The organism is Rhodococcus sp. ACPA4 (genome assembly GCF_002300185.1).
In the GTDB taxonomy this organism is placed as follows: domain Bacteria; phylum Actinomycetota; class Actinomycetes; order Mycobacteriales; family Mycobacteriaceae; genus Rhodococcus_F; species Rhodococcus_F globerula.
The window spans coordinates 101,083-125,975 of sequence record NZ_NSDY01000001.1 but is presented as its reverse complement, the minus strand read 5'-3'; the positions used below and the strand labels follow the sequence as shown (position 1 = coordinate 125,975).

Annotated in this window: 16 protein-coding genes; 5 read left to right on the top strand and 11 right to left on the bottom strand. The window is 62.5% G+C overall.

Annotated elements, in window-relative coordinates:
• Nucleotides 1-5 precede the first annotated feature (5 nt).
• The 6 genes from CJ178_RS00535 to CJ178_RS00510 form a co-directional block, all read right to left on the bottom strand.
• Nucleotides 6-425 carry a DUF4233 domain-containing protein gene (locus CJ178_RS00535; RefSeq protein ID WP_095885901.1) on the bottom strand — a complete coding sequence of 140 codons (420 nt, stop codon included), beginning with the start codon at nucleotides 423-425 and terminating at the stop codon, nucleotides 6-8.
• A complete protein-coding gene (folC, locus tag CJ178_RS00530) occupies nucleotides 422-1,828 on the bottom strand; it encodes a bifunctional tetrahydrofolate synthase/dihydrofolate synthase (protein ID WP_033233167.1) in 1,407 nt (468 codons plus the stop codon). The genes CJ178_RS00535 and folC overlap by 4 nt, the downstream gene beginning before the upstream one ends.
• 44 nt (nucleotides 1,829-1,872) lie before the next feature.
• Nucleotides 1,873-4,554: a valine--tRNA ligase gene (locus CJ178_RS00525; RefSeq protein ID WP_095885900.1), complete on the bottom strand. Its 2,682-nt coding sequence runs from the start codon at nucleotides 4,552-4,554 to the stop codon at nucleotides 1,873-1,875.
• A 72-nt stretch (nucleotides 4,555-4,626) separates the two neighbouring features.
• Complete coding sequence (locus CJ178_RS00520; protein WP_095887771.1) at nucleotides 4,627-8,760, bottom strand: bifunctional nitrate reductase/sulfite reductase flavoprotein subunit alpha; 4,134 nt, start codon at nucleotides 8,758-8,760, stop codon at nucleotides 4,627-4,629.
• Between the two features lie 146 nt (nucleotides 8,761-8,906).
• Nucleotides 8,907-10,934, bottom strand: coding sequence for a prolyl oligopeptidase family serine peptidase (locus CJ178_RS00515; protein ID WP_095885899.1), 2,028 nt, complete (start codon nucleotides 10,932-10,934; stop codon nucleotides 8,907-8,909).
• A complete protein-coding gene (locus CJ178_RS00510) occupies nucleotides 10,934-11,542 on the bottom strand; it encodes a GNAT family N-acetyltransferase (RefSeq protein WP_033232876.1) in 609 nt (202 codons plus the stop codon). The genes CJ178_RS00515 and CJ178_RS00510 overlap by 1 nt, the downstream gene beginning before the upstream one ends.
• A gap of 82 nt (nucleotides 11,543-11,624) precedes the next feature.
• Here CJ178_RS00510 and CJ178_RS00505 point away from each other — a divergent pair, with 82 nt between their 5' ends.
• Nucleotides 11,625-13,934 carry an FdhF/YdeP family oxidoreductase gene (locus CJ178_RS00505; protein ID WP_179300703.1) on the top strand — a complete coding sequence of 770 codons (2,310 nt, stop codon included), beginning with the start codon at nucleotides 11,625-11,627 and terminating at the stop codon, nucleotides 13,932-13,934.
• A gap of 1 nt (nucleotide 13,935) precedes the next feature.
• Entirely contained in the window at nucleotides 13,936-14,805 is an 870-nt protein-coding gene (gene fdhD, locus CJ178_RS00500; protein WP_095885898.1) for a formate dehydrogenase accessory sulfurtransferase FdhD, read from the top strand.
• On the opposite strand, the gene CJ178_RS00495 is transcribed toward fdhD, so the two are convergent.
• Genes CJ178_RS00495 through aroQ form a run of 3 tightly spaced genes read right to left on the bottom strand, consistent with a single transcriptional unit; the run spans nucleotide 14,762 to nucleotide 17,993 of the window.
• The gene (locus tag CJ178_RS00495) at nucleotides 14,762-16,669 is read right to left on the bottom strand and encodes a sugar phosphate isomerase/epimerase and 4-hydroxyphenylpyruvate domain-containing protein (RefSeq protein WP_095885897.1); all 1,908 of its coding nucleotides are present in this window, start codon (nucleotides 16,667-16,669) and stop codon (nucleotides 14,762-14,764) included. The genes fdhD and CJ178_RS00495 overlap by 44 nt on opposite strands.
• Nucleotides 16,666-17,544: a shikimate dehydrogenase gene (locus tag CJ178_RS00490; RefSeq protein ID WP_033232868.1), complete on the bottom strand. Its 879-nt coding sequence runs from the start codon at nucleotides 17,542-17,544 to the stop codon at nucleotides 16,666-16,668. Before CJ178_RS00490 ends, CJ178_RS00495 begins: the two co-directional genes overlap by 4 nt.
• Nucleotides 17,544-17,993: a type II 3-dehydroquinate dehydratase gene (gene aroQ, locus CJ178_RS00485; protein ID WP_033232866.1), complete on the bottom strand. Its 450-nt coding sequence runs from the start codon at nucleotides 17,991-17,993 to the stop codon at nucleotides 17,544-17,546. Before aroQ ends, CJ178_RS00490 begins: the two co-directional genes overlap by 1 nt.
• Before the next feature lie 114 nt (nucleotides 17,994-18,107).
• Between aroQ and CJ178_RS00480 the strand changes: the two genes are divergently transcribed.
• The 3 genes from CJ178_RS00480 (at nucleotide 18,108) to CJ178_RS00470 (ending at nucleotide 22,598) form a co-directional block, all read left to right on the top strand.
• Nucleotides 18,108-18,782, top strand: coding sequence for a TetR family transcriptional regulator (locus CJ178_RS00480; protein ID WP_051730375.1), 675 nt, complete (start codon nucleotides 18,108-18,110; stop codon nucleotides 18,780-18,782).
• A gap of 50 nt (nucleotides 18,783-18,832) precedes the next feature.
• Nucleotides 18,833-21,055 (top strand): glycoside hydrolase family 3 C-terminal domain-containing protein, encoded by a 2,223-nt coding sequence (locus CJ178_RS00475; RefSeq protein ID WP_095885896.1) that lies wholly within the window; start codon nucleotides 18,833-18,835, stop codon nucleotides 21,053-21,055.
• A 205-nt stretch (nucleotides 21,056-21,260) separates the two neighbouring features.
• Nucleotides 21,261-22,598, top strand: a complete 1,338-nt coding sequence (locus tag CJ178_RS00470; RefSeq protein WP_033232862.1) for an MFS transporter — start codon at nucleotides 21,261-21,263, stop codon at nucleotides 22,596-22,598.
• Between the two features lie 85 nt (nucleotides 22,599-22,683).
• Here the strand turns inward: CJ178_RS00470 and clpX are convergent, their stop codons facing one another.
• Nucleotides 22,684-23,964, bottom strand: a complete 1,281-nt coding sequence (gene clpX / locus CJ178_RS00465) for an ATP-dependent Clp protease ATP-binding subunit ClpX (RefSeq protein ID WP_033232860.1) — start codon at nucleotides 23,962-23,964, stop codon at nucleotides 22,684-22,686.
• 244 nt (nucleotides 23,965-24,208) lie between these two features.
• Entirely contained in the window at nucleotides 24,209-24,871 is a 663-nt protein-coding gene (locus tag CJ178_RS00460) for an ATP-dependent Clp protease proteolytic subunit (RefSeq protein WP_033232858.1), read from the bottom strand.
• Between the last annotated feature and the right edge of the window lie 22 nt (nucleotides 24,872-24,893).

Below are 24,893 nucleotides of genomic sequence, written 5' to 3'. Positions count from 1 at the left end.
AATGGTCAGTCGCGCTGACCCGGAAGCAGGCCCTCATCCATCCGTCGCGCGATGTCCTTACGCAGGTAGACCAGGTACGCCCACACCAAGGCAAAGACGATTCCCATGATGCCGATGGAGTAGTGAACGAAGAACCCGAGGATCAGCAGGACCTGCAGAGCAATGTTGTACTTCATCGCCCACGGACGTCCCTGGATACCGCAGCCCAGGATCATCAACACTGCCAAGCCCAGAATGTACGTACCGGAGAACCAGTTCAGTCCGTCGCCGACAACCTGCACGACGGGGATCGTCAGCAGGACAACGATCACCTCGAGAATCAAGGTTCCCGACGCAATTCCGCGGAAACCCTTCCACGGATCCTTGGTCGGCGCGCCGAACTGAGATCGACCGGGCTCCGGGTTCGATTCTGACGGGGTACTCACGCTGGGTCCTTTCCGAACAATGTGCGGGCCGCGCCGGCTGTCACGACGGATCCGGTGACCACAACACCTGCCCCGGATACTGCTTCGCCTGGTTCGGCTACTTGTTCCGCAATTTCGATGGCGGTCTCCAAGGCGTCCACCAACTGCGGAGCGACGACCACACGCTCGTCGCCGAACTTGGCGACGGCGATGTTCGCGAGTTCCTCGACGTCCATCGCGCGCGGTGAACCGTTATGCGTCACCACGATCTCGTCGAAGACGGACTCGAACGCGGTCATGATCGCGTCGACGTCCTTGTCCTTCATGACGCTGACAACTCCGACGAGCTTGCGGAAGTCGAACTCGGCCGCCAGCGCCGCCGCGAGTGCGCGCGCTCCGTCCGGATTGTGTGCCGCGTCGAGGAAAACCGTCGGCGCACTCCGAACTCGTTCGAGGCGACCAGGATTGACGACGGAGGAAAAACCGGCGCGAATGGCGTCCTGATCGAGTTGCCGATCGGGCCCCGCCCCGAAGAAGGCTTCGACGGCTGCAAGGGCCAGTGCCGCATTTCGCGCTTGGTGCTCACCGTGGAGCGGCAGGAAGATCTCGGTGTAGACGCCGCTGAGTCCTTGAAGTTCGAGCTGTTGTCCGCCGACGGCGATCTGGCGGCCAAGCACCTTGAACTCGGAACCTTCGCGAGCCACCGCAGCGTCGACCTCGACGGCGCGGCGCAGCAGCACCTCCATGACTTCGGGGGTCTGCTCGGCGATGATCGCGACGGTGTCCACCGGCACCAGGCTCTCGCGGCCCTTCTTGATGATCCCGGCCTTTTCCTCCGCGATTCCCGCGAGGTCGTTACCCAGGTACTCGGCGTGATCGAGGCTGATCGGGGTGATGACCGCAACCTGACCGTCGATGACGTTGGTGGCATCCCACCGTCCACCCAATCCGACCTCGACAACAGCCACATCGACGGGCGCTTCCGCAAACGCGGCGTACGCCATCGCCGTGAGCACCTCGAACTTGCTCATGGCCGGTCCGCCGGCGGCTTCGGACTGCTGATCGATCATCTGCACGTACGGTTCGATCTCGCGGAACGTGTCCACGTACAGACGCGGCGAGATCGGCGCCCCGTCGATGCTGATCCGCTCGGTCGCGATCTGCAGGTGCGGACTGGTGGTCCGGCCAGTGCGGCGATGCAGCGCGGTCATGAGCGAGTCGATCATCCGGGTCACCGAGGTCTTGCCGTTGGTTCCGGTGACGTGCACGGACGGATAGTTGTGCTGCGGCGAGCCGAGCACATCCATGAGGGCCTCGATGCGCGTGAGTGACGGCTCCATCTTGGTTTCCGGCCACCGCTTGTCGAGTTCTGCCTCGACCAGCGCCAACTCGGCGATGTCGACCGGAGTCGGCACCGAACTGATCGGCGGGAAACCGGACTCCCCGAATTCCGGAGGTTCTACCGAGCTCACTTGTCGCCCAGCTCCTTCAAACGGTTGGTGATGCGCTCGATCTCTTCGACGGCGATCTGCCGGCGCGTCTTGATCTTGTCGACAACGGCGTCGGGAGCCTTCGCGAGGAAGGCTTCGTTGGCGAGCTTGTTGTCTGCGGTGACCAGTTCCTTCTGTGCTGCCGTCAGGTCCTTCTCGAGCCGCTTCTTCTCGGCGCCCAGGTCGATGGTGCCTGAGGTGTCGATGTCGACCGTGACTGTGCCCTTGCTCAGGCGCACCTCCACCGAGATGGAGGCGGTGAAGCCTTCTTCGGGTTCGGTGAGTTTGGCGAGGGCCTGGACATACGCAAACTGGCCGTCGAGGCCGGCTTCGGAGAGACCGGACGCACGCGCCGGAACCTTCTGAGAAGGCTTGAGGCCCTGATCATTTCGGAAGCGGCGAACCTCGGTGATCAAACGCTGGGTGTCCTCGATGCGAGTAGCAGCATCAGCGTCGACGGCATTGCCGGATTGCGTCGGCCACTCGGCAACAACAACGGATTCACCGCCCGTGAGCACCTTCCACAGGGTCTCCGTCACAAACGGGATGACCGGGTGCAGCAGGCGCAGCAATGCGTCGAGCACGTTGCCGAGCACCGCGCGGGTGTTGGCGGCGACGGTGTCATCGGCGGCAAACTGAACCTTCGCCAATTCGAGGTACCAGTCACAGACCTCGTCCCACGCGAAGTGGAACAGGCCTTCGCACGCCTTGCTGAACTCGTAGCGATCGAACGCCGAATCGGCCTCGGCTGCAACGGTATCCAGGCGATCGAGAATCCACCGATCGGCGTCGGTGAGCTCACTGCGCGCCGGCAGCGGTGCCGGTGCAGCGCCATTCATTAGTGCAAACTTGGTGGCATTGAACAGCTTTGTAGCGAAGTTGCGCGAGGACTGTGCGGAATCCTCACCAACGGAGAGGTCACTGCCGGGGTTTGCACCGCGGGCGAGCGTGAACCGCAGGGCGTCGGCACCGAAACGCTCGACCCAATCCAGCGGGTCGATACCGTTGCCACGCGACTTCGACATCTTCTTGCCGAACTGGTCACGGACCAACCCGTGCAGGAACACGTCCTTGAACGGAACTTGCGGGCCCGTTTTGCCGGCTCCGGCAGTGATCGACTCGTCTTCGGAGACATACGTGCCGAACATCATCATGCGAGCAACCCAGAAGAACAGGATGTCGTAACCCGTCACCAAAACGCTGGTGGGGTAGAACTTTTCGAGTTCGGCGGTGCTCTCCGGCCATCCCATGGTCGAGAAGGGCCACAGACCGGACGAGAACCAGGTGTCGAGAACGTCAGGGTCCTGGACCCAGCCTTCTGGTGCCGTCTCGTCAGGACCGAAGCTGGCAACTTCACCCTCGGGGCCGTACCAGACGGGGATGCGGTGACCCCACCACAGCTGACGCGAGATGCACCAGTCGTGCATGTTGTCGACCCAGTCGAACCAACGTGGCTCCTGGCTGGCCGGATGAATGACGGTATCGCCGTTACGGACTGCGTCACCGGCAGCCTTGGCCAGGCTTTCGACCTTGACCCACCACTGCAGCGACAGGCGCGGCTCGATGGCTTCACCACTGCGCTCGGAGTGTCCGACGCTGTGCAGGTACGGGCGCTTCTCGGCGACGACGCGCCCCTGCTCGGCAAGAGCTTCGCGAACCTTGACGCGCGCTTCGAAGCGGTCCATGCCGTCGAATTGTGTTCCGGTGTCGGCGATCTTGCCGGTCTTGTCCATGATGGTGGGCATGGGCAGGTTGTGCCGCACGCCCATCTCGAAGTCGTTGGGGTCGTGAGCCGGCGTGATCTTGACTGCGCCGGTTCCGAACTCGGGGTCGACGTAGTCGTCCGCGATGATCGGGATCTGACGGCCCGTGAACGGGTGCTCGAGCGTGGTTCCGAGCAGGTGCTTGTAGCGCTCGTCGTCGGGATGAACCGCCACCGCGGTATCACCGAGCATCGTCTCCACACGGGTAGTGGCGACAATCACGTGCGGCTCGCTGTCGTCGAGTGAACCGTAGCGAAGGGAAACGAGCTCACCTTCGACGTCCTCGAACTTGACCTCGATGTCGGAGATCGCGGTCTGCAGCACGGGCGACCAGTTGACCAGACGCTCGGCGCGGTAGATCAGGCCCTCGTCGAACATGCGCTTGAACACGGTCTGCACCGCACGCGAGAGGTTCTCGTCCATCGTGAAGCGCTCGCGGCTCCAGTCGACACCGTCACCGATGCGGCGCATCTGGCCGCCGATGGTGCCACCGGATTCGCGCTTCCACTCCCAGACCTTCTCGATGAAGGCTTCGCGGCCCAGGTCTTCCTTCTTGGTGCCCTCTGCTGCCAGCTGCTTCTCGACGACGGACTGCGTCGCGATACCGGCGTGGTCCATGCCCGGCAGCCACAGAACTTCGAAGCCCTGCATCCGCTTGCGGCGGCTCAGAACATCCATGAGGGTGTGATCGAGCGCATGGCCCATGTGCAGGCTGCCGGTCACGTTCGGCGGCGGAAGCACGATCGAGTATCCGGGCTTGTCGCTGGTGGCGTCGGCGCGGAAGTAACCCGCATCCACCCAGCCCTGATACAAATCAGCCTCTACAGCACTGGGGTCCCAGCTTTTGGGGAGGGCGTCGGCGGGGGTCTGCGGGTTCTCTGGAGCTGCACTGGTCACGCCTTGATCCTAATGACTCCCCCGTCCAGCGTGAATTTGCACCTCTCACCGCCGCAACTGAGGCTTCGTAAATCAGTAGACGTCACGTACGTAGCGTTTCTCCGCTGCCAGTGCCTTGACGTATGCCTCGGCGCTACGGGGTGCAAGCTTTCCGTATTGTGCGACCACACCGCTCAAGGCGCCGTCGACATCCTTGGCCATCCGCTCCGCGTCACCACACACGTAGAAGTGTGCGCCGTTCTGCAGCCACTCCCACAGCTGCGCACCCCGCTCACGCATTCGGTCCTGGACGTAGATCTTCTCCGATTGGTCCCGGGAGAACGCGACGTCGAGTTCTGTGAGGAATCCGTCTCTGCGGAGCTCTTCGATTTCTTCGCGGTAGTAGAAGTCGGTAGCGGCGTGCTGTTCCCCGAAGAACAGCCAGTTCGGTCCGGTATGCCCCAATGCTCGCCGTTCGTGCAGGAACGCTCGGAAGGGCGCGATGCCGGTGCCCGGCCCCACCATGATCATGGGAGCCGCAGGATCCGACGGCGGCCGGAAATGACTGGATTTTTGCACGTAGATGCCGATGTCGTCACTACCGGCGTAATCAGCCAGGTACGTCGAGCACACCCCACGCCGCGGGACGCCCACAACGTTGTACCGGACGGCGGAGACAGTCAGCTGCACCTCGTTGGGATTCTCCTTCGGGCTCGACGAAATCGAATACAGCCGCGGTTGAAGAGGTTTGAGCACGCCGAGCCAGTCGTCGACGGAAGCCCGAACCGGAGACTGGGCCAACACGTCGACGGATTGCCTGCCCCACGACCAATCCTTGAGCACAGCCTTGTTCTCCGGCTTCAGCAGTTCCGCCAGGTCAGTGTCCCGGGTCCGCTGATGCACGAATCGCAGCAGATCACTGTTGACGCGGGTGATCTCGAGGCGTTCGGAGAGCGCGGTACGCAGCGTCATCGCGCCGTACTCCCCCAGTTCGACTGTGCTCTCGCCGTCGAGACCGGAAACCGAGAGCCATTCGTCCACGATCGGAGTGCTGTTGCGGGGCCAGACACCCAGCGCGTCGCCGGCCTCGTAGCTGACGGTGCCCTCCGGCAGATGAAAGCCCAACTGGCGCACATCTTTTGTCGAACCCGGGCGATTGAGAACAACATTTCGGGTCAGGCTGGTGATCAGTGGAGATTTCTTGCTGTACTGGCGCGAACTGTCCGGCGGTGAACTCACACGAGACGTTCCGACCACAACGGGGCTGGGCTGATCTCCTACTGCAGTCGCGTCCCCCACTGCAGCCGCGACTGCGTCCAACCAACCGGCAGCATCGTCCTCGTAGTCCGGTTCACAATCGACACGATCGACGATGCGGGTTGCGCCGAGTTCCGCGAGCCGAGCGTCGAGTTTGCGCCCGTGACCACAGAAGTCGTCGTAGTTGGAGTCACCGAAAGCGATGACGGAATAGCGGGTCCCCGCTAGCGAAGGCGCTTCGTCCCCGGTCAACGCGTCCCACAATCCGCTGCCGTTGTCCGGCGGATCTCCGTCGCCGGTCGTGCTGGTGATCAGCAGCAGTTCACGAGTGTCCGCAAGATCGGCGACCGAGAACTCATCCATCCCGTATACCCGCACCGGCAAGCCGACTCCCCCCAACCGAGTCGCACAGGCTGCGGCAAATTCCTCGGCGTTGCCGGTTTGCGACGCCCAGAGCACCACAATCTGTTCCCGCTGCGCGTCGGGCTTCGGGGGGCCACCCGAAACGAGAGATCGTGAGTACAAGCCGGCCAGGACACCGTCGACCCACATCCGCTTACCCGAATCGAAGGGCGCAGTCGGTGGCAAGGTCGGGACCCCAGGCGTACGGTCGGCATCCGATCGCAGCGCGGCGAGAAGTCCGGCGAGATACTGCTGTTCGAGTGGATCGAATGCTGGTGCAGGCGCATCGGTTTGACCGAAGACATCAGCGAGAACGTCGACCCTCGACACGTGCGTTGTCCTCTCGACGGGAGTAGCTTCCGGCGCTCTGACGGCGACCTTGGTCAAGGTGACAGCGCAGGCCTTGAACTCCGGTTGCTGCGACGCCGGATCGATTGCATCGTTGGTGACGGCGTTGATGGTCAGGTATTCACCGAATGCGTCGTTCCAGTGAAATGGCGCAAAGCAGTTCCCCGGGCGCACCCGGTCGGTGACCAGAGCGGGCAGCACCGCGCGGCCGCGGCGTGAGGCAACCTCGATCGCGTCCTTGTCGGCGATACCGAACCGAGCGGCGTCGTCGGGATGCATTTCGACAAATGGGCCGGGGTTGAGTTTGTTGAGTTTGGCGACCTTGCCGGTTTTGGTCATGGTGTGCCACTGATGTGCCAGACGTCCGGTGTTGAGCAGGAACGGGTAGTCGTCGTCGGGCATTTCGGCGGGCAGCATGTGTGGCCGGGCGAAGAACGACGCGCGGCCACTGGCGGTAGGGAACGCGAGGCGCGGAGTACTGCCGTCGTCCCGGACAAGCAATTGCTGACTGACACCGTCGTTGAGGTATCGAATGGGGTGGCGGTCCTGATCACTGTTGGGAGGGCACGGCCACTGGATCGAGTTCTTGCGGAGGCGCTCGTACGTCACGCCCCTCAGGTCGTAACCGGTCTTCGGATTCCAGAACTGCTTGATCTCCTCGAACACGTCCTCTGCACACGTATAGGTGAATGCGTCGGCATAACCCATCTCGCACGCGATCCGGGCGATGATCTGCCAATCCGGTAATGCTTGGCCGACCGGGTCCAACGCCTGCTGGAAGAGCGTCAGGTTGCGTTCGGAGTTGATCATCACTCCGTCGGACTCGGTCCACAACGACGCCGGGAGCAGAACGTCGGCGTATTCGTTCGTTTCGGTGCCGAGGAATGCGTCCTGTGCGATGACAAGCTCAGCTTGCTCCAGGCCGGCGAGCACCGTCTTTCGATTGGCCACCGTTGCAACGGGATTGGTGCAGATGATCCAGCACGCCTTGATCTCTCCGGCCGCCATCCGGGTGAACATGTCGATGGTCCCACCGCCGACGTCCGTGCGCAGCGACCCGTGCGGGATGCCCCACCGGTCCTCGACGAATTCACGGTCGCCGTCGAACATCACCGCACGCTGACCAGGCAAACCTGGCCCCATGTATCCCATTTCGCGGCCACCCATGGCGTTCGGCTGACCGGTCAGCGAGAACGGGCCACTACCGGTTTTGCAGATCGCGCCGGTGGCGAGATGCAGGTTGCAGATGGCGTTGGTGTTCCACGTTCCATGGGTACTCTGATTCAAACCCATTGTCCAGCAGCTCATCCAGTTGCCGGCCTCACCGATGAACCGGGCGGCGGCGCGGATGTCCGCCTCGGGAATACCGGTGATCTCAGCGACCTTGTCCGGCGTGTACTCCGCGAGGAAGCTGGGCATGACCTCCCAGCCTTCGGTGAACTCGGCGATGAACTCGGGATCGGTGTGACCGTCCTCGACCAGGAGGTGCAGCAGTCCGTTGAGCAGCGCAAGATCCGTCCCGGGTGCAATCTGAAGAAACAGGTCTGCCTTGTCGGCAGTGGCGTTGCGTCGAGGGTCGACGACGATCAGCGTCGCGCCCGCCTTGACGCGTTCCATCATCCGCAGGAACAGGATCGGATGGCAGTCCGCCATGTTCGCGCCGATCACGAAGAACACATCTGCGTGTTCGAAGTCCTGGTAGGAACCGGGCGGTCCGTCGGCGCCCAGGGACTGCTTGTAACCGGTGCCGGCACTGGCCATGCACAGCCGAGAATTGGATTCGATCTGATTGGTTCCGATGAATCCCTTGGCCAGTTTGTTCGACAGGTACTGGGCTTCGAGGGACATCTGCCCCGACACGTACAACGCAACAGCATCCGGGCCGTGCTCGTCGACCATCGCGCGCAGACGGTTCGCCGTCTCGGTGATCACAGCATCGATGTCCGCTGCCTCGATCGCACCGCCGCGACTGTGCCGTAGGTATGCGGACTCCATGCGCCCAGGTCCGGCCAACATGTCCGCAGTTGTGCTGCCCTTGGTGCACAACCGCCCGAAATTCGTGGGGTGAGTCTTCAGACCCGACGATTTTGCCGCTTTCCTACGTCCCGTTTCCGGATCGGTGATGATGTCGAGCACCAGACCGCAACCCACTCCGCAGTATGCGCAGAGTGTGTCGACACTAGTGGTTCCGAGCTGAGTAGTACCGAGTTGAGCGCCCATCGTTCCTTGCATCCCTTCGACCGAGAATCAAGGTCGATATCGATCATCGGATGCCGATGTTTCGGGCCTTCGTGTCCGACGTTGCGGGTCAATCACTCTTTCCTCACGGCGACGTTTGCCGCGATGTGAGGCGCCGACAGTCCTGATCAGCCGAGTATCTCCGGCAGGGAGACGTCCTCACCCAGGATGTGCTCGGACAGGAAAGCGATCACCACCTCATACCAAATTTTGGTGTGAGTCGGTTTGAGGACCCAGTGGTTCTCGTCCGGGAAGTAGAGGAACCGGTGATCGGTCTTTCCGTCAGCGTCGGCAGGCAATCCGGACTCCGCAAGAAGTTCGTACCAGAGGCGCAGCCCCTCACCGATCGGAACGCGGTAGTCCTTGTCGCCGTGAATCACCAACATCGGGGTGTTGATATCCGCCACGTAGAGGTGCGGTGAGTTGTCGACGGCCATTTCCGGTGACATTTCCCGTTGCCAATACCACGCCGAATCCGTCGTCGGACCGAATTGATCCAGCGCCCACAGGCTCGCGTGGGTGACAATCGCGTCGAACCTGTCGGTATGGCCGGCAATCCAATTCGCCATGTAGCCACCGAATGAACCGCCCATTGCGCCGGTGCGGTTCGGATCGATCTCGGGAAGCGCCACGGCGGCGTCGGTCACAGCCATCAAGTCGGTGAAGGGAGCTTTGCCCCACTGGCCCCACCCCCGCTGCACGAAGTCCTGGCCGTATCCCGTGGACAAGGCCGGGTCCGGCAACAGCACCGCGTACCCCTTTGCCACCAACAGCCAGGGGTTCCACCGCCACGACCACGTGTTCCACGAATTCAACGGACCACCGTGCACCCACAACAACAACGGCACCGGCGCATGAGCAGCAGCACCGGTCGGCAACGCCAACCAACTCCGAACCTGTGTCCCGTCCTGCGCCCTGGCGCTGATCTCCGTCAGGGTGCCGGGCAGTTCCGGCAACGCGTCAGGCCCGCGCAACGGCAATACCTCACCCGAGCGAAGAGCAATACGCACCACGTGCGGCGGAGCCTCGTACGATGCGCGCAGCGCGTAGAGGAACTCACCCTCCGCAGACACTCGAATGTCGGTGTAGGCGGCAGCATCCTTGGTCAGCCGCACAGGCTGACCCCACAGATCGATGGTGAAGACGGGTCCGCGACCGCCATCGTCGGCAGTGACGACCAAGCCCGATCCGTCCGAGAGCCACGCGAGCGACGTCGGCCAGCGATCCCAGCCGTCGGCAACAGCGGTTACGGCGCCCGTTCGGAAATCGTAGAGCCCCAAGGACACTCGTGGCGCATGATCCGGAGTTGTGAGAGTTTCGCGAATGAACGCGACGCGAGTGCCGTCCGGAGATACGGACGGACTGTGCACGTCGGCCTCGGCATCGTCCACCAGTGTGGCTCGATCCCCACTCACCGTGTCGATCCGCACGATGGTCGAGCGACGGGCAGCGCCGGAATCTCCCACGGCCCACGTGGACACGACAAACAAACCGTCAGCGCTGATCGACATCGAACCCTCGCGCAGTGCCGCACCGGCGCTCGGTGTCACGTCGCGCAGAACAACAGCACCCTCCGAATCGGATTCCCCGACAACAAGATGCGGTTGATCCGGCCCCAGATCGTGATCCCAGTGCCGCACCGGATATCCGGTGTGGAGCACCGCCGTGACCTTGCCGTCCTTGCGGGCCGCGCGGATCTCGTCGTCGTGCTCCAGCCCACGCGCCGACGCCATCACCGGGGTGTGCGCAACAAAGGTCGGGGCCGACCGCGCGGCCGTCACCGAAGACACGCCGCTGCCGCGACGGCACACCACGCTCGCCTCACCACCGTCGGCAGGTAACCGCCACAGTGCCGGTTGCGGCGAGTCCTCCCCCGGCACGGAACGTGTTGCGGTGAAGAGGATGTCGCCGTCGAAAGCAAACGTGGCACCGGACTCGCTGGTTGTGCCCCAGGTCAATCGCCTGGCCTGCCGACGGCCTTGCGGATCGAATTCCCACAGCGACGATACGTATTCGGTACCGGTGTCGTCGAGAACCGCGCGCCCACAGATCAGCCTCGATCCGTCCACCGAGAGTGCCAGACCCGACAGTCTCGGCAAGGCGATGTAATCGTCCAACTCGTCGAACGGCGTACCGCCGTGCAGCTCAGGCAACATCACTTCGGCTCCCGCAACATCGGATAAACGGTAGGTCCTCCATCAGGTATCACGATTTCATCGGTCACTACGAACCCGAAACGGTTGTAGTACGGGATGTTCTCCTTCTTACTGGATTCGAGATAAGCCGGTATCCGATCGCGATCGCACCGATCGAGCCTTGAGTTCAGCAGCGCCTTGCCGTACCCGCCGCCGCGCGCCTGTGCTCCGGTACCGATGGTGGCGAGATACCAGTGCGGCGTCTGTGGGTGAGCCTTCTCGAGGACCCCACCCACTTCGGCACCCACCATCATGCGGGTTCCCAATGCGCGCACCACCGCCGGAAAACTGATCACGGACTCCCACGTCGACTGCTTCCATCGCCCCGGCGGATCCCAGAGTGCCGCTCCCCCGATCACGCCGTTCTCGTCGACCGCTACTTCCGACCCACCTCCGGCCAGGTGGTGATAGCGAACTTCGGCGGCAAACAAACGTGCCAACCGCGCGCGTCGAGATTCCTCGTCGGGCAGTATCCACACCATCAGCGGGTCATCCTCGAACGCGTCTGCGAGGACTTCTGCAAGTGCTGGAATATCTGCGGTTTCAGCCGGCCGCACGTTCACACCCATCGTGCGAGCGTACCGGCAAGGCGACGCGACACACATTTCCGCTTTCATGGCATACCCGTCGCATTCGGGAGAGTATGGAGTCATGACGCGCAAGGGCCCCATCAAGGACATCGACGAATCCGACCTCGAGGTCACGCACCCGAAGGATTACGCCGCGGGCGTTCCCGCTGTCCTCGTCTCGTTGCAACGTGGTGTCGAACAGATGGGCGCTCTCCGGACCGCGCGCACCTTGGCCAGGCTCAATCAACGCCACGGTTTCGACTGCCCCGGTTGCGCGTGGCCCGAAACTCCAGGTCACCGCAAGCCCGCCGAGTTCTGCGAGAACGGCGCAAAGGCCGTTGCCGAGGAAGCGACTCTGCGCACCGTCACACCGGAGTTCTTCGCCGAGCACTCGATCGCGGAACTCGACGGCAAGACCGACTTCTGGCTCGGTCAGCAAGGACGCCTGACGCACCCGATGGTGCTCACTCCCGGTGCGACGCACTACCAACCCATCGATTGGGAAGGCGCCTACGCGCTGATCGCCGATCACCTGACTTCCCTCACCTCCCCTGACGAAGCCGTGTTCTACACGTCCGGTCGCACCTCCAACGAGGCCGCGTTCCTGTACCAGTTGATGATTCGCAGCTACGGCACGAACAACATGCCGGACTGCTCGAATATGTGTCACGAATCGTCGGGCAGCGCCCTCACCGCGTCGATCGGCATCGGCAAGGGCTCCGTGACGGTTCCCGACCTCGAAAACGCCGACCTCATACTCATCGCCGGGCAAAACCCGGGCACCAATCACCCTCGAATGCTCTCGACACTCGAGAAGGCAAAAGGCAACGGCGCCAAGATCATCGCAGTCAACCCGCTTCCCGAGGCCGGACTGCGACGCTTCAAGGATCCGCAGAAGGTCTCCGGCGTGGTCGGTCACGGTGTCGACATCGCGGACGAATTCCTGCAGATTCGTCTCGGCGGCGACATGGCGTTGTTCCAGGGACTCGGCAAACTTCTTCTCGAGGAAGAGGACCGCAACCCGGGCACGGTCGTCGACCGCGCATTTGTCGACACGTACTGCGCGGGCTGGGACGACTACGAAAAGAACGTTCGCGCTGTTGATCTCGACACCGTTCTCGAAGCAACCGGGCTGACGATGGCGCAACTGACCGAAACAGCGTCGGCCCTCGCTCGTTCCGAACGCACCGTCATCTGCTGGGCGATGGGTCTGACTCAGCAGGCACACGGAGTCGCGACCATCGAGGAAGCCGTCAATCTCCTGCTGATGCGCGGAATGATGGGCAAGCCAGGCGCCGGTGTCTGCCCCGTTCGCGGGCACTCCAATGTCCAGGGCGATCGCACGATGGGCATCTGGGAAAAGATGCCGGAAGAATTCCTGGCCGCTCTCGACACCGAGTTCAAGATCACGGCGCCGCGAAAGCACGGCTGGGACACCGTCGACGCGATCCGGGCCATGAACGCAGGCAAGGCAAGCTTCTTCATGGCGATGGGCGGCAACTTCATCCAGGCCAGTCCCGATACCGCGGCCACCGAAACCGCGCTGCGCCAATGCGAACTCACCGTTCAGGTCTCCACCAAACTGAACCGCAGCCACGTTGTCCACGGGCAAACCGCGATCATCCTCCCCACCTTGGGCCGCACCGACCTCGACGTCCAAGCCGGCGGCAAACAGCTGGTATCCGTGGAGGATTCCATGTCGATGGTGCACCTCTCGCGCGGGCGACTGAACCCGGTCAGCCCATACCTGCGCAGTGAAGTCGCCATCATCTGCCAACTCGCCCGCGAACTCCTCGGCAGTGATCACTCCGTACGCTGGTCCGCCTTCGAGGGAAACTACGACCTGATCCGCGACTCCATCTCACGCGTCGTGCCGGGCTGCGAGAACTACAACACCCGCGTCCGCCAACCCGACGGATTCCAATTGCCACACCCGCCGCGCGATTCGCGCGAATTCCACACGCACACCGGCAAAGCCAACTTCGGCGTCAACGAACTGAAGTGGCTGCCCACCCCTAGCGGCCGATTGATTCTGCAGACCATGCGAAGCCACGACCAGTACAACACCACGATCTACGGCCTCGACGATCGTTACCGCGGGATCAAGGGCGGCCGCAAGGTCATTCTCGTCAACGCCGACGACATCACCGCACTCGGATTCCGCGACGGCGATCTCGTCGACATCGTGTCCGAGTGGACAACACCTGACGGCACACTGGAAGAGCGGCGGGTCACGGAATTCCGCATCGTCTCCTACGACACGCCGCGTGGCAATGCTGCGGCGTACTACCCGGAGACAAATCCGCTCGTTCCCCTCGAACACGTTGCAGCCAAGTCGAACACGCCGGTCTCGAAGGCCGTCACCGTTCGACTCGAAGCATCAGGCGCCTGAGATGGGACGAGTCACCGCACGAACACCGGTCGTTCGAATCTCGGGCGATCGAGTGCTCACCCGCCCCGACACACTTGCCGTCGAGGAACCACTCGAAATGAGGGTCGGCGGCCAGGTGCTGGCGGTGACGATGCGAACACCGGGCAACGACGTCGACCTCGTGCACGGATTTCTTCTCAGCGAGGGCGTCATCGCCACCCGTGACGATGTCAGCATCGTTCGCTACTGCGACGGCGTCGACGAGACCGGTGCAAACACGTACAACGTCCTCGACATCGCTCTGGCTCCCGGAGTGCCGTTGCCCGACCACACCACCGACCGCAACACCGTCGTCAGTTCCGCGTGCGGAGTGTGCGGCAAAACCTCACTCGACGCCGTCCGGACAACCACCAAGCACCCGTTGGTCGGCGACACCACCACCGTCCGCTCGACCACGCTGTCGTCAATGCCGCTCACGCTTCGACGACGACAGCGCATCTTCGAGACCACCGGCGGCTTGCACGCAGCCGGATTGTTCACCACCACAGGCGAACTGCTTGCTCTCCGCGAGGACGTCGGCCGTCACAATGCGGTAGACAAGGTGATCGGCTGGGCCATCACCGACGGCCGAGTACCCCTGTACGACACGATCTTGATCGTCAGCGGCAGGGCGTCGTTCGAACTCGTCCAGAAGGCCGTCATGGCCGGCATTCCGATCCTCGGTGCCGTCTCGGCTCCGTCGTCACTTGCCGTGGAACTGGCAAAGGAGTCGGGACTGACGCTTGCCGGTTTCATCCGCGGCGATTCGATGAACGTCTACTCCCACCCGCACCGAATCGAGGTCGTCGCTACTCCGCGCGCAGCTGAGCCGACAGTCGCACAGCGGAGTTGACCTCGCCGTAACCCTCGTACCCACCCACGCGTTGAACGACCTCGAAGAACAGGTCGGCGCCGACGGTCGGGGTGAACAGGTGGAAGAACTCGCCGTGAGCATCCGCGTCGTAGAGGATTCCCGCGCCGCGCATACGGTCGAGCAGTTCGGCATTGAGACCGAAGCGCGCTTCGAGATCTTCGTAGTAATTCGGCGATATGGGAAGCGGCGCATAACCCCAGTCCGCCATGGTGGCTGCCGCGGCAAAAATATTCTCACACGAGAAGGCAACGTGGCTGACGCCGCCGCGGCGCACGGTGGGCAACCCACTTCGGCTGCCGTCCACCATGTTCAGCGAGATACGCAGAGTGTTTCCCGAACCGTCCTGAACGAGGGTGAGCGCCTGGCTCCGCATGAGTCCCACAGAATCGGTGACATCCAGCCCCTCGTGCGGATGCATCTCGAAGACAGACCGCAGGAGCAGCATGACGGAGTCCCAACTCTCGGCCGGGACGGCAAGGGCAACATGGTCGATGCCCGTGAGCACCGACGCCTCCGCGCGGTTGCGGGCGGCCGAGAGCGGGTAGATATCGAACGCCGATTCCCACGCCGCCGCACTGCCTGGGCCGCGTAGGTCGATCGACGTCGCGTCGGTGACCTTCAGGCGGACGACGTCCGGGACTTCGGCATTCTCGTCCGCCGAACCTGGCAACCGCACCTGTTCGACCGGCACCTCCAACGCGAGTGCTCGCCGGCCCCACACCTCGGGTTCAGTTGCGCGGATACCGATCTGAGTGAGAACCGGCAGGTCGGCCGGGAGACCGGGCGCGCTCCACACCGTCCCAGCCGTCGCGTCGACGGCGATGGTCAGAAGGCCGTGGCGCCACAACTGCAGATCGTGATCACGATGGCGTCCGACCAGGTGAAAGCCCACCGAAGACAGCATCGTGTGAAGCTGATCCTGCTTGGCCGGTCCGGCCGCGACGCGCAGCGAGACGATACCTTCGAGCGGAGTCCGCTCCGGTGCCGTGAACAACTCGGGTCCGTCCCCGACCGACACGGCGGCGGACACCTGCTCCTCCAAGTGGAGCAGCGACCGGTGGGCGTCGACTGCCGTTCGCTGTGTGTCGGCCCGACGAAACACGTCGTTGAAGATTTCGAGTGACCACGGTCCCGTATAGCCGGCGGCGTGGACGTGCCCGGCAAAAGTGCTCAGGTCGAAGCTGCCCTGCCCCGGGAAGTTTCGGTGATGCCGACTCCACTGAAGGATGTCCATCGCCATGAACGGCGCGTCGGCCAACTGCAGGAAAAATATCTTCTCACCGGGGATATCCCGGATTCCAGCGGGATCGTCACCGCGGGACAGGATGTGGAAGCTGTCCAAGCAGGTTCCGAGTGACGGATGATCGACTTCCTCGACGATCTTCCACGCATGCCGGTAAGTATTGACGTGTCCGCCCCAGGCCAGCGCCTCGTACGCCACCTTCTTGCCGCGCTCGGACGCCAGCTCTGCCAGCGCCGAGAATTGTTCGACCAACTGACCGTCGTCATGGCTTGCCGTCGGCAACGGCGAGGAACACACAAGCAGTGTTTCGCAGCCCAGCTCTTCCATGAGCTCGAACTTGCGCTGCGCCCGAACAAGATTCCGGGCGAATTGATCCTCGCTCCGGGAATCGAAATCACGAAACGGTTGATACAGATCCAGGGTCAGCCCCAGATCCGCGGCCCGCGTGCGCAGTTCCTTCGGCGACCACGGAGAGGCGACAAAATCCGGCTCGAACACCTCAAAACCGTCGAAGCCCGCCGCGGCAATCGCAACCAGCTTTTCTTCGAGGGTGCCACTGAGTGACACGGTTGCTATCGACGTTCGAACCGGAGTGCTCATCGTGCTACCGCCGCCTGCTCACCCTGAACAAGGGCGGTCATGTGGGCAAGCATCCGATCACTGTCCGGCTCGATACCGGTGAAGATCCGGAAGGCGTCGACGGCTTGGAAAACGGTCATCCCGCCGCCACTGAGCGTCGGGGCACCGATCAAGCGCGCCTGGCGAAGGAGCTCTGTTTCGAGGGGGCGGTACACGATCTCCGCAACCCACAGGTCCGGGCGCAGAAGATCCGGGGAGAACGCCATACCGGGGTGCGCGGCCATTCCCATCGGGGTGGCATGAATCAACCCGTCGGCGCCGGCGAGTGCATCGGCCAGGTCGTCGGTGTGCTTCGCTACCACGCTCTGAGTGGGAAACTGCACTGCCAACGTCCGCGCAAGTTCCTGCGCCCGAGCAAGACTCGAATCCACCAATGTCAGCACGCGAGCTCCGCGCGTCAGCGCCGCATACGCAACGGCAGCACCCGCGCCGCCTGCACCGAGCTGGACCACCCGGTCCAGCTTCGCGCCGGGGAGTCCCGTGTCGAAGTTACGTCCGAAGCCGGACCAGTCGGTGTTATGACCGATCGCTTTGCCGCCCTCGAAGAGAACCGTATTGACGGCTCCGAGTTTGGCTGCGTCAGGCGACAATTCGTCGAGATGCTCGATCACCAACTGCTTGCAGGGGTGGGTGATGTTGAGGCCGCGGAAGCCGAAACGCTTGGCGTAGGTGAGCAGTTCACCGATATCCGACGGCGCCAGCCCCATCACGTCGAGATCGAGGATGCGGTAGACGTACGGCAGAGACTGCGCCCGTCCCTCCTCCTCGTGCATGATCGGCGTCAGGGACGCACCGATTCCTGTGCCGATAAGGCCACAGAGAATTGTCTCGCTCATCAGTTCTCTTCTCCTCGGACGCACACGAACTCGACTGCGGCGCTGTATCCGTCGATCCCCAGTCCGCAGATGACGGCGTCTGCAATTCCGGACACGTACGAGTGCTGACGGAAGCCTTCACGACTGTGAATGTTACTGATATGGACCTCGACAACGGGAGCTTCCAGCGTGACCAGCGCATCCCGCAAGGCGACCGACGTGTGCGAATAGCCGCCGGGATTGATCACGATGCCGGCAACTCTTCCGCGCGCCTCGTGGATCCAGTCGATGAGCTGACCCTCGTGATTCGATTGCTTTGCCTCGACGACGGCACCGAAGTTTGCGGCCGCGACCTCACAGCGGGCAACTACGTCATCAAGGGTGTCCCGACCGTAGAACTCCGGTTGGCGCTGCCCCAACAGATTGAGATTGGGTCCGTTGAGAACCAGGATCGGTCTTGATACTGCCATCGGGTCACCTCGAAGCTAATGTACGAACTAGTGAGTTAATTTATCGGACACTACTCCTCCGACGCGCACTCGACAAGGAACTCACCCAACTCCGTCGCAGATAGAGTGAGGTCCATGGTCTCCGAGCACTCCGCGAATGCACTGGCATCCAAGCCCGAGAAACGACGTCGAAACAGCGATCTCACCCGAGTGAACATCATCGCCGTCGCGACCGAGGAGTTTGCCGACAAGGGTTTCGCCGGAGCCCGCGTGGACGAGATCGCCACCAAGACTCACACCACAAAACGCATGATCTACTACTACTTCACCGACAAGGAAGGGCTGTACAAGTCGGTTCTGGAACACGCGTACAGCGTAATCCGGGCGCAGGAGCGTGAACTCGATCTCGAGGGCCTTGATCCGACGGCAGCTGTTCGCGCACTTGCAGAACTCACCTTCGATCACCACGAGCAGCACCCGAACTTCATTCGCCTGGTGGCCAACGAGAACATGCTGCGCGGCGAGTACATCGAGAAGTCCGAAGTGCTCAGCGGACTCGGCGCTCCCGCCGCGGACCTGGTGTCACAGATCCTCCTCGACGGCCAGAAGGCCGGCACGTTCCGAGACGACGTCGACGCTCTCGACGTGCACATGCTGATCAGCAGTTTCTGCGTCTTCCGCATCGCCAACCGCTACACATTCAAAGCACTCTTCGACCGCGACCTCATCGCCCCGACGCATCGCGAGCACCTGCGAACCATGCTCGGCGACATGGTCGTCGCTTTCCTGACGGCGCCTACCCCCGCCTGACCGACTACCAACTAATTGACTTCGGAGCACTCGCAACCGGGAGGACACACGTGACCGAGAACAGCGCGCACGGACTTTCACTCGAGGACAAGGCTTCCTTGACCTCGGGATCGGATTTCTGGCACAGCCAGGCTGTCGCCGGAATTCCGTCGATACTGCTGACCGACGGCCCGCACGGCGTTCGCAAACAACCGGAGGGCGGTGACGCACTCGGGCTCGGTCAGAGCATCCCGGCCACGTGTTTCCCGCCGGCCGTCGGACTCGGTTCGTCCTGGAATCTCGACCTCATCCGCCGCGTCGGCGAAGCGCTGGGCGACGAAGCCAAAGCCGAGCAGGTCTCGGTCCTTCTCGGCCCCGGTATCAACATCAAACGATCCCCCTTGTGCGGGCGGAACTTCGAGTACGTCTCCGAGGATCCCTTCGTATCCGGCCGCGTGGCTGCCGCACTGATCATCGGTATTCAGTCCCGCGGCGTCGGTACGTCGCTCAAGCATTTTGCCGCCAACAACCAAGAACACGACCGCATGCGGGTCAGCGCCGATATCGACGAGCGAACCCTGCGGGAGATCTACCTCGCGGGATTCGAGTACGCGGTCACCACGGCAGCGCCCACCACGGTGATGTGCTCGTACAACAAGATCAACGGCGTCTACGCGAGCCAGAACCATTGGCTGCTCACCGAAGTTCTGCGCGAGCAGTGGGGATTCGACGGCCTTGTCGTCTCCGATTGGGGAGCCGTGAACGACCGGGTTGCGGCGATTGCCGCCGGCCTGGATTTGGAGATGCCGCCCTCGGGCACCGACGGACAGATCGTCGACGCCGTACACAGCGGCGACCTCGACGAATCCGTCGTGACCACAGCTGCCGAGCGGGTGGCGACGCTGGTCGACCGTACCGCAGGCGCTCGGATCGAGGGCCACACCTACGACGCTGCGAATCACCATGAACTCGCCCGGACCGCTGCCGCCGAATCCGCGGTCCTCCTCGAAAACGACGGCGAGATCCTCCCCCTGCCCCCGGGAGGGCAGACCGTCGCGGTCATCGGCGAGTTCGCTTGCAGTCCGCGGTACCAGGGCGCCGGCAGTTCACAGGTAGTACCGACCACCCTCGACAATGCGCTGGACGCAATCCTGGCCATCGCGGGTTCCGACCGCGTGACCTTCGCTCCGGGATTCACCTTCGACGGCACCCCGGACAGCGACAAAGTCACCGAAGCCGTCGACGCTGCCCGCAGGTCCGACGTGGCCGTCCTCTTCCTCGGCCTCCCGTCAGCCACCGAATCCGAGGGGTTCGACCGCTCGGACATCGACTTGCCCGCCGACCAGATCGCCCTGCTGAAAGCAGTGCACAGCGCCAATCCGAACACCGTCGTGGTCTTGTCCAACGGTGGCGTCGTCTCGATCAACCCGTGGCGCATGTACGCCGCCGCCATCCTCGAAGGATGGCTTCTCGGCCAGGCAGGCGGGTCGGCGATCGCCGACATCCTGTTCGGTCTCGTCAACCCGTCCGGACACCTCACCGAGACGATTCCCCTTCGGCTGCAAGACAACCCGTCATACCTTCATTTCCCGGGATCTGCGCAACACGTCCGATACGGGGAAGGTTTGTATGTGGGATACCGCTACTACGACTCCGTCGACCACGACGTTGCCTACCCCTTCGGCTTCGGGCGAAGCTACACCACCTTTGCCGTCACCGACACCGCAATCACCGCTGGAGAAAATTCTGCCGAGATCACGGTGACCGTGCTCAACACCGGTGATCGAGCCGGCAGCACGGTTGTCCAGGTATACGTCCACGACGCGGGCTCTGCCGTCGACCGCCCTACCCAAGAGCTGAAGGGCTTTGCCAAAGTCCACCTCGAAGCCGGGCAATCGACAACCACGACGATCACACTCGACCCGCGCGCATTTTCCTACTGGTCCGCCAAGGACCAGGACTGGGCCGTCGAAGCCGGTGACTACGACGTTCGCGTCGGCTTCTCCTCGCGCGACATTGCAACCACGGACAGGATCACCCTGCCGGGAAACATCGGACCTCGCCCGCTGAACGCCATGTCGACCATCGCCGAGTGGTTCGCACATCCGGTCGGAGGCCCAGTTCTCGGCGCCGCGATGGCCGCTGCCGCCACCGAAGATTCCCCGCCGATAGCGCCCGAACTGATGGCCATGGCCGGTTCCATGCCGCTCGGCAAACTCGCGGCCTTCGGCCTCGGCATCACGCAGGAGCAGGTAGCCGAACTGGTTGCGGCCACACAGCGGCCTCAGCCATAGCTCTCTGAACTGGGGTTTCGATAACCAACCGAAACGTAGCTAGATTTTTATGAACTATTTGGTTAATAATCTTGTGTAGTCGGTGTGGCGTCAGTTACATTCTGTGTATCGCTCTCCGCACAAACGTTCAAAGTACGAACAAGTACGCCGAACACCACGTCGCGGATGTAGAGCCCTCCACTTTCGCTTCCACCAGGAGATGAGCATGTCAGCTAGCACGGTCACACCGTCGGGACCTGAGGCAGGGCACTTGCCCACAACAGACACCACCAAGGTCAAACGCGCCGCTACGTCGTCGTTCCTCGGCAGCATGCTCGAGTACTACGACTTCTACATCTACGCATCAGCCGCCGCACTCATCTTCCCGACGGTGTTCTTCCCCGACAGCGGGCACGCGGCACTGCTCTCCCTCGCGACATTCGGAGTTGCCTATATCGCGCGTCCCGTCGGCGCCGTGGTTCTCGGACACTTCGGCGACCGCGTCGGCCGCAAGAAGATCATGCTGCTGACACTCATCATGATGGGCGCAGCCACCTTCTTCATCGGATGCATCCCGAGCGCCGACTCGATCGGAGTGTTCGCGCCGATACTGCTCGTGCTGATGCGCATCGCCCAGGGCATCTCCGCGGCCGGCGAGCAGAGTGGCGCGAGCTCACTCACTCTCGAACACGCACCGGAAGGCCGACGCGCCTTCTTCTGCAGCTGGACGCTCAACGGCACTCAAGCCGGATTCATCCTCGCCAGCCTGGTATTCCTCCCCATCGCGGCGCTGCCCGACGACATTCTCTACACCTGGGGTTGGCGAATCCCGTTCTGGGGCAGCCTGATCGTTCTCATTGCCGCCTACATCATGCGACTCAAGCTCGAAGAGCCCGAAGAGTTCATCGAGCAGCAGGAATCCAAGGCCGTTGCCAAGCTCCCCGTCGCCGACCTGCTTCGCACACACAGCGCAAATCTGGTCCGCGTCATCTGCTGCGCCTTCATCGCCGTCGTGTCGACCATCTTCTCCGTGTTCGGTCTTGCCTTCGCTACCACTGAAGAAGTGGGAATCCCGAAGTCCACGATGCTGTGGGTTGCCATTGCCGCAAACGCTGTCGCACTGATCAGCCAGCCTGCCTGGGCGATATTGTCCGACCGAATCGGCCGTCGACCGCTCTTCGTCGGTGGCGCACTGGGCAGCGCGGTCTTCATCTACGTCTACTTCGGCGCGATCGCCAGCGGCAACGTTCCGCTCATCTTCCTTGCCGCAATCGGCTTGATGTCCGTCTTCTACGCGGCACCCAACGCCATCTGGCCGTCGTTCTACTCCGAGATGTTCAACACCAAGGTCCGCTACTCGGGTATCGCAATCGGAACCCAGGTCGGATTTGCGCTCGCCGGCTTTGCACCCGCCATTGGCAACGCTCTGATGGGCGGCGACAAGACACACTGGATGCCCGTCGCAATTCTGACCTCGGTCGCCTGCGTCATCTGTGCGATCTCAGCCTTCACCGCCAAGGAAACCTTCCGCACCCCGCTCAAGGAACTCGGCAACCCGATCTAGTCGAACACCCCACAAACAACTGTGGCCCGGCATCTCGCGAGAGATGCCGGGCCACAGTTGTTTTGACGTTAAGCCTGTTTTGACGTTAAGCCGTCTTGTCGCGGCGTTCGCCGCGCTCAGGCTTACGCGGGACGATAGTCGGCAGAACGTTGTCGATGACGGTCTCGGCGGTCACCACAACCTTCTCGACGTCGTCGCGACTGGGGATGTCGTACATCACGGGGAGAAGAACTTCTTCCATGATGGCGCGCAGTCCACGGGCACCGGTGCCACGGAGGATGGCCTGATCGGCAATCGCGTCGAGGGCTTCCTCGGTGAACTCGAGTTCCACGCCGTCCATGTCGAACAGTCGACGGTACTGCTTCACCAGAGCGTTCTTGGGCTCGGACAGAATCTGGACGAGCGACGCCTTGTCGAGATTGGTGACCGACGCGATCATCGGCAAACGGCCGATGAACTCGGGAATCAGACCGAACTTGATCAGATCTTCCGGCATGACCTCGGCAAAACGATCGACGGTGTCGAGTTCTGCCTTGGAGCGCACCTCGGCACCAAAGCCGATGCCGCGCTTGCCTACCCGATCGGACACGATGCGTTCGAGGCCGGCAAACGCACCGGCGACGATGAACAGCACATTCGTGGTGTCGATCTGGATGAATTCCTGATGCGGATGCTTACGTCCACCCTGCGGCGGAACGCTGGCCTGCGTGCCTTCGAGAATCTTGAGCAGAGCCTGCTGAACACCCTCACCGGAGACGTCCCGGGTGATCGAGGGGTTCTCGCTCTTGCGAGCGATCTTGTCGACCTCGTCGATGTAGATGATGCCGGTCTCGGCGCGCTTGACGTCGTAATCCGCAGCCTGAATCAGCTTGAGCAGAATGTTCTCGACGTCTTCACCGACGTAACCCGCCTCGGTCAGGGCCGTTGCGTCCGCAATCGCGAACGGAACGTTGAGCATCTTCGCCAAGGTCTGCGCGAGATACGTCTTACCGCAGCCGGTGGGGCCGAGCATCAAGATGTTGGATTTTGCGAGTTCGACGGTTTCGCCGCGGGCATCGCGGCCCTTGTCGCCGGCTTGAATACGCTTGTAGTGGTTGTACACAGCCACTGCGAGCGTCCGCTTGGCGGAGTCCTGACCGATGACGTAGTTCTCGAGGAAATCGCGGATCTCCGCGGGCTTCGGCAGCTCGTCGAGTTTGACCTCACTCGACTCGGCCAGTTCTTCCTCGATGATCTCGTTGCAGAGGTCGATGCACTCGTCGCAGATGTACACCCCGGGTCCTGCAATGAGTTTCTTGACCTGCTTCTGGCTCTTACCGCAGAAAGAACACTTGAGCAGATCCCCGCCGTCGCCGATGCGTGCCATCTCGTGAGGTCCCTACTTCCTTCGTGTACGTGCACTCGCCAGAACGCAGATCCAGAACCAGCCCGTGATGTGACGGTACCCGTTGTTCCGAACCACGGTCGACCTGTTGTCGGCGATTCGTCGACGGATTATCAAGAATATTGTCGGGGAAATAGTTCAGGCATGTCTTCCACCTGGCACTTCCCGACCGATCCGCCTCGCGTCGCGCACCGAATTTCGGTGGTCGACACGAGGCGGAAAACGACTACTTCTGTGCGCTGAGCTTCCGGTACGCCAGAACGTCGTCGATGATGCCGTATTCCTTGGCCTGCTCGGCCGTGAGGATCTTGTCACGATCGGTGTCGACGCGGATCGTCTGCGGATCCTTGCCGGTGTGCAGAGCCAACGTGTTCTCCATGAGACGACGCATACGCTCGATCTCGGCTGCCTGGATCTCCAGATCGGAAACCTGGCCCTGGATACCGCCGGTGGCCGGCTGGTGAATCAGGATGCGCGAGTTGGGGAGCGCAAAACGCTTACCCGGCGTACCGCCGGCGAGCAGAACAGCAGCAGCCGACGCGGCCTGGCCGAGGCAGACGGTGGAGATGTCTGCACGCACGTACTGCATCGTGTCGTAGATCGCCATCAGCGCGGTGAACGAACCACCGGGCGAATTGATGTACATCGTGATGTCGCGGTCCGGATCCTGCGATTCCAGAACCAACAGCTGTGCCATGAGGTCGTTCGCGGACACGTCGTCGACCTGCGAGCCGAGGAAGATGATGCGCTCCTCGAAAAGCTTGTTGTACGGGTCGGACGTCTTGACGCCGTAGCTGGTCTGCTCCGTGAACTGGGGCAGGATGTAGCGCGACTGCGGGCCCGACGGCGCCTGGCCGCCCAGCGAGTTAGCTCCGAAAAGGTTTGTCATCAGTTCTCCAAAGTATGAATTG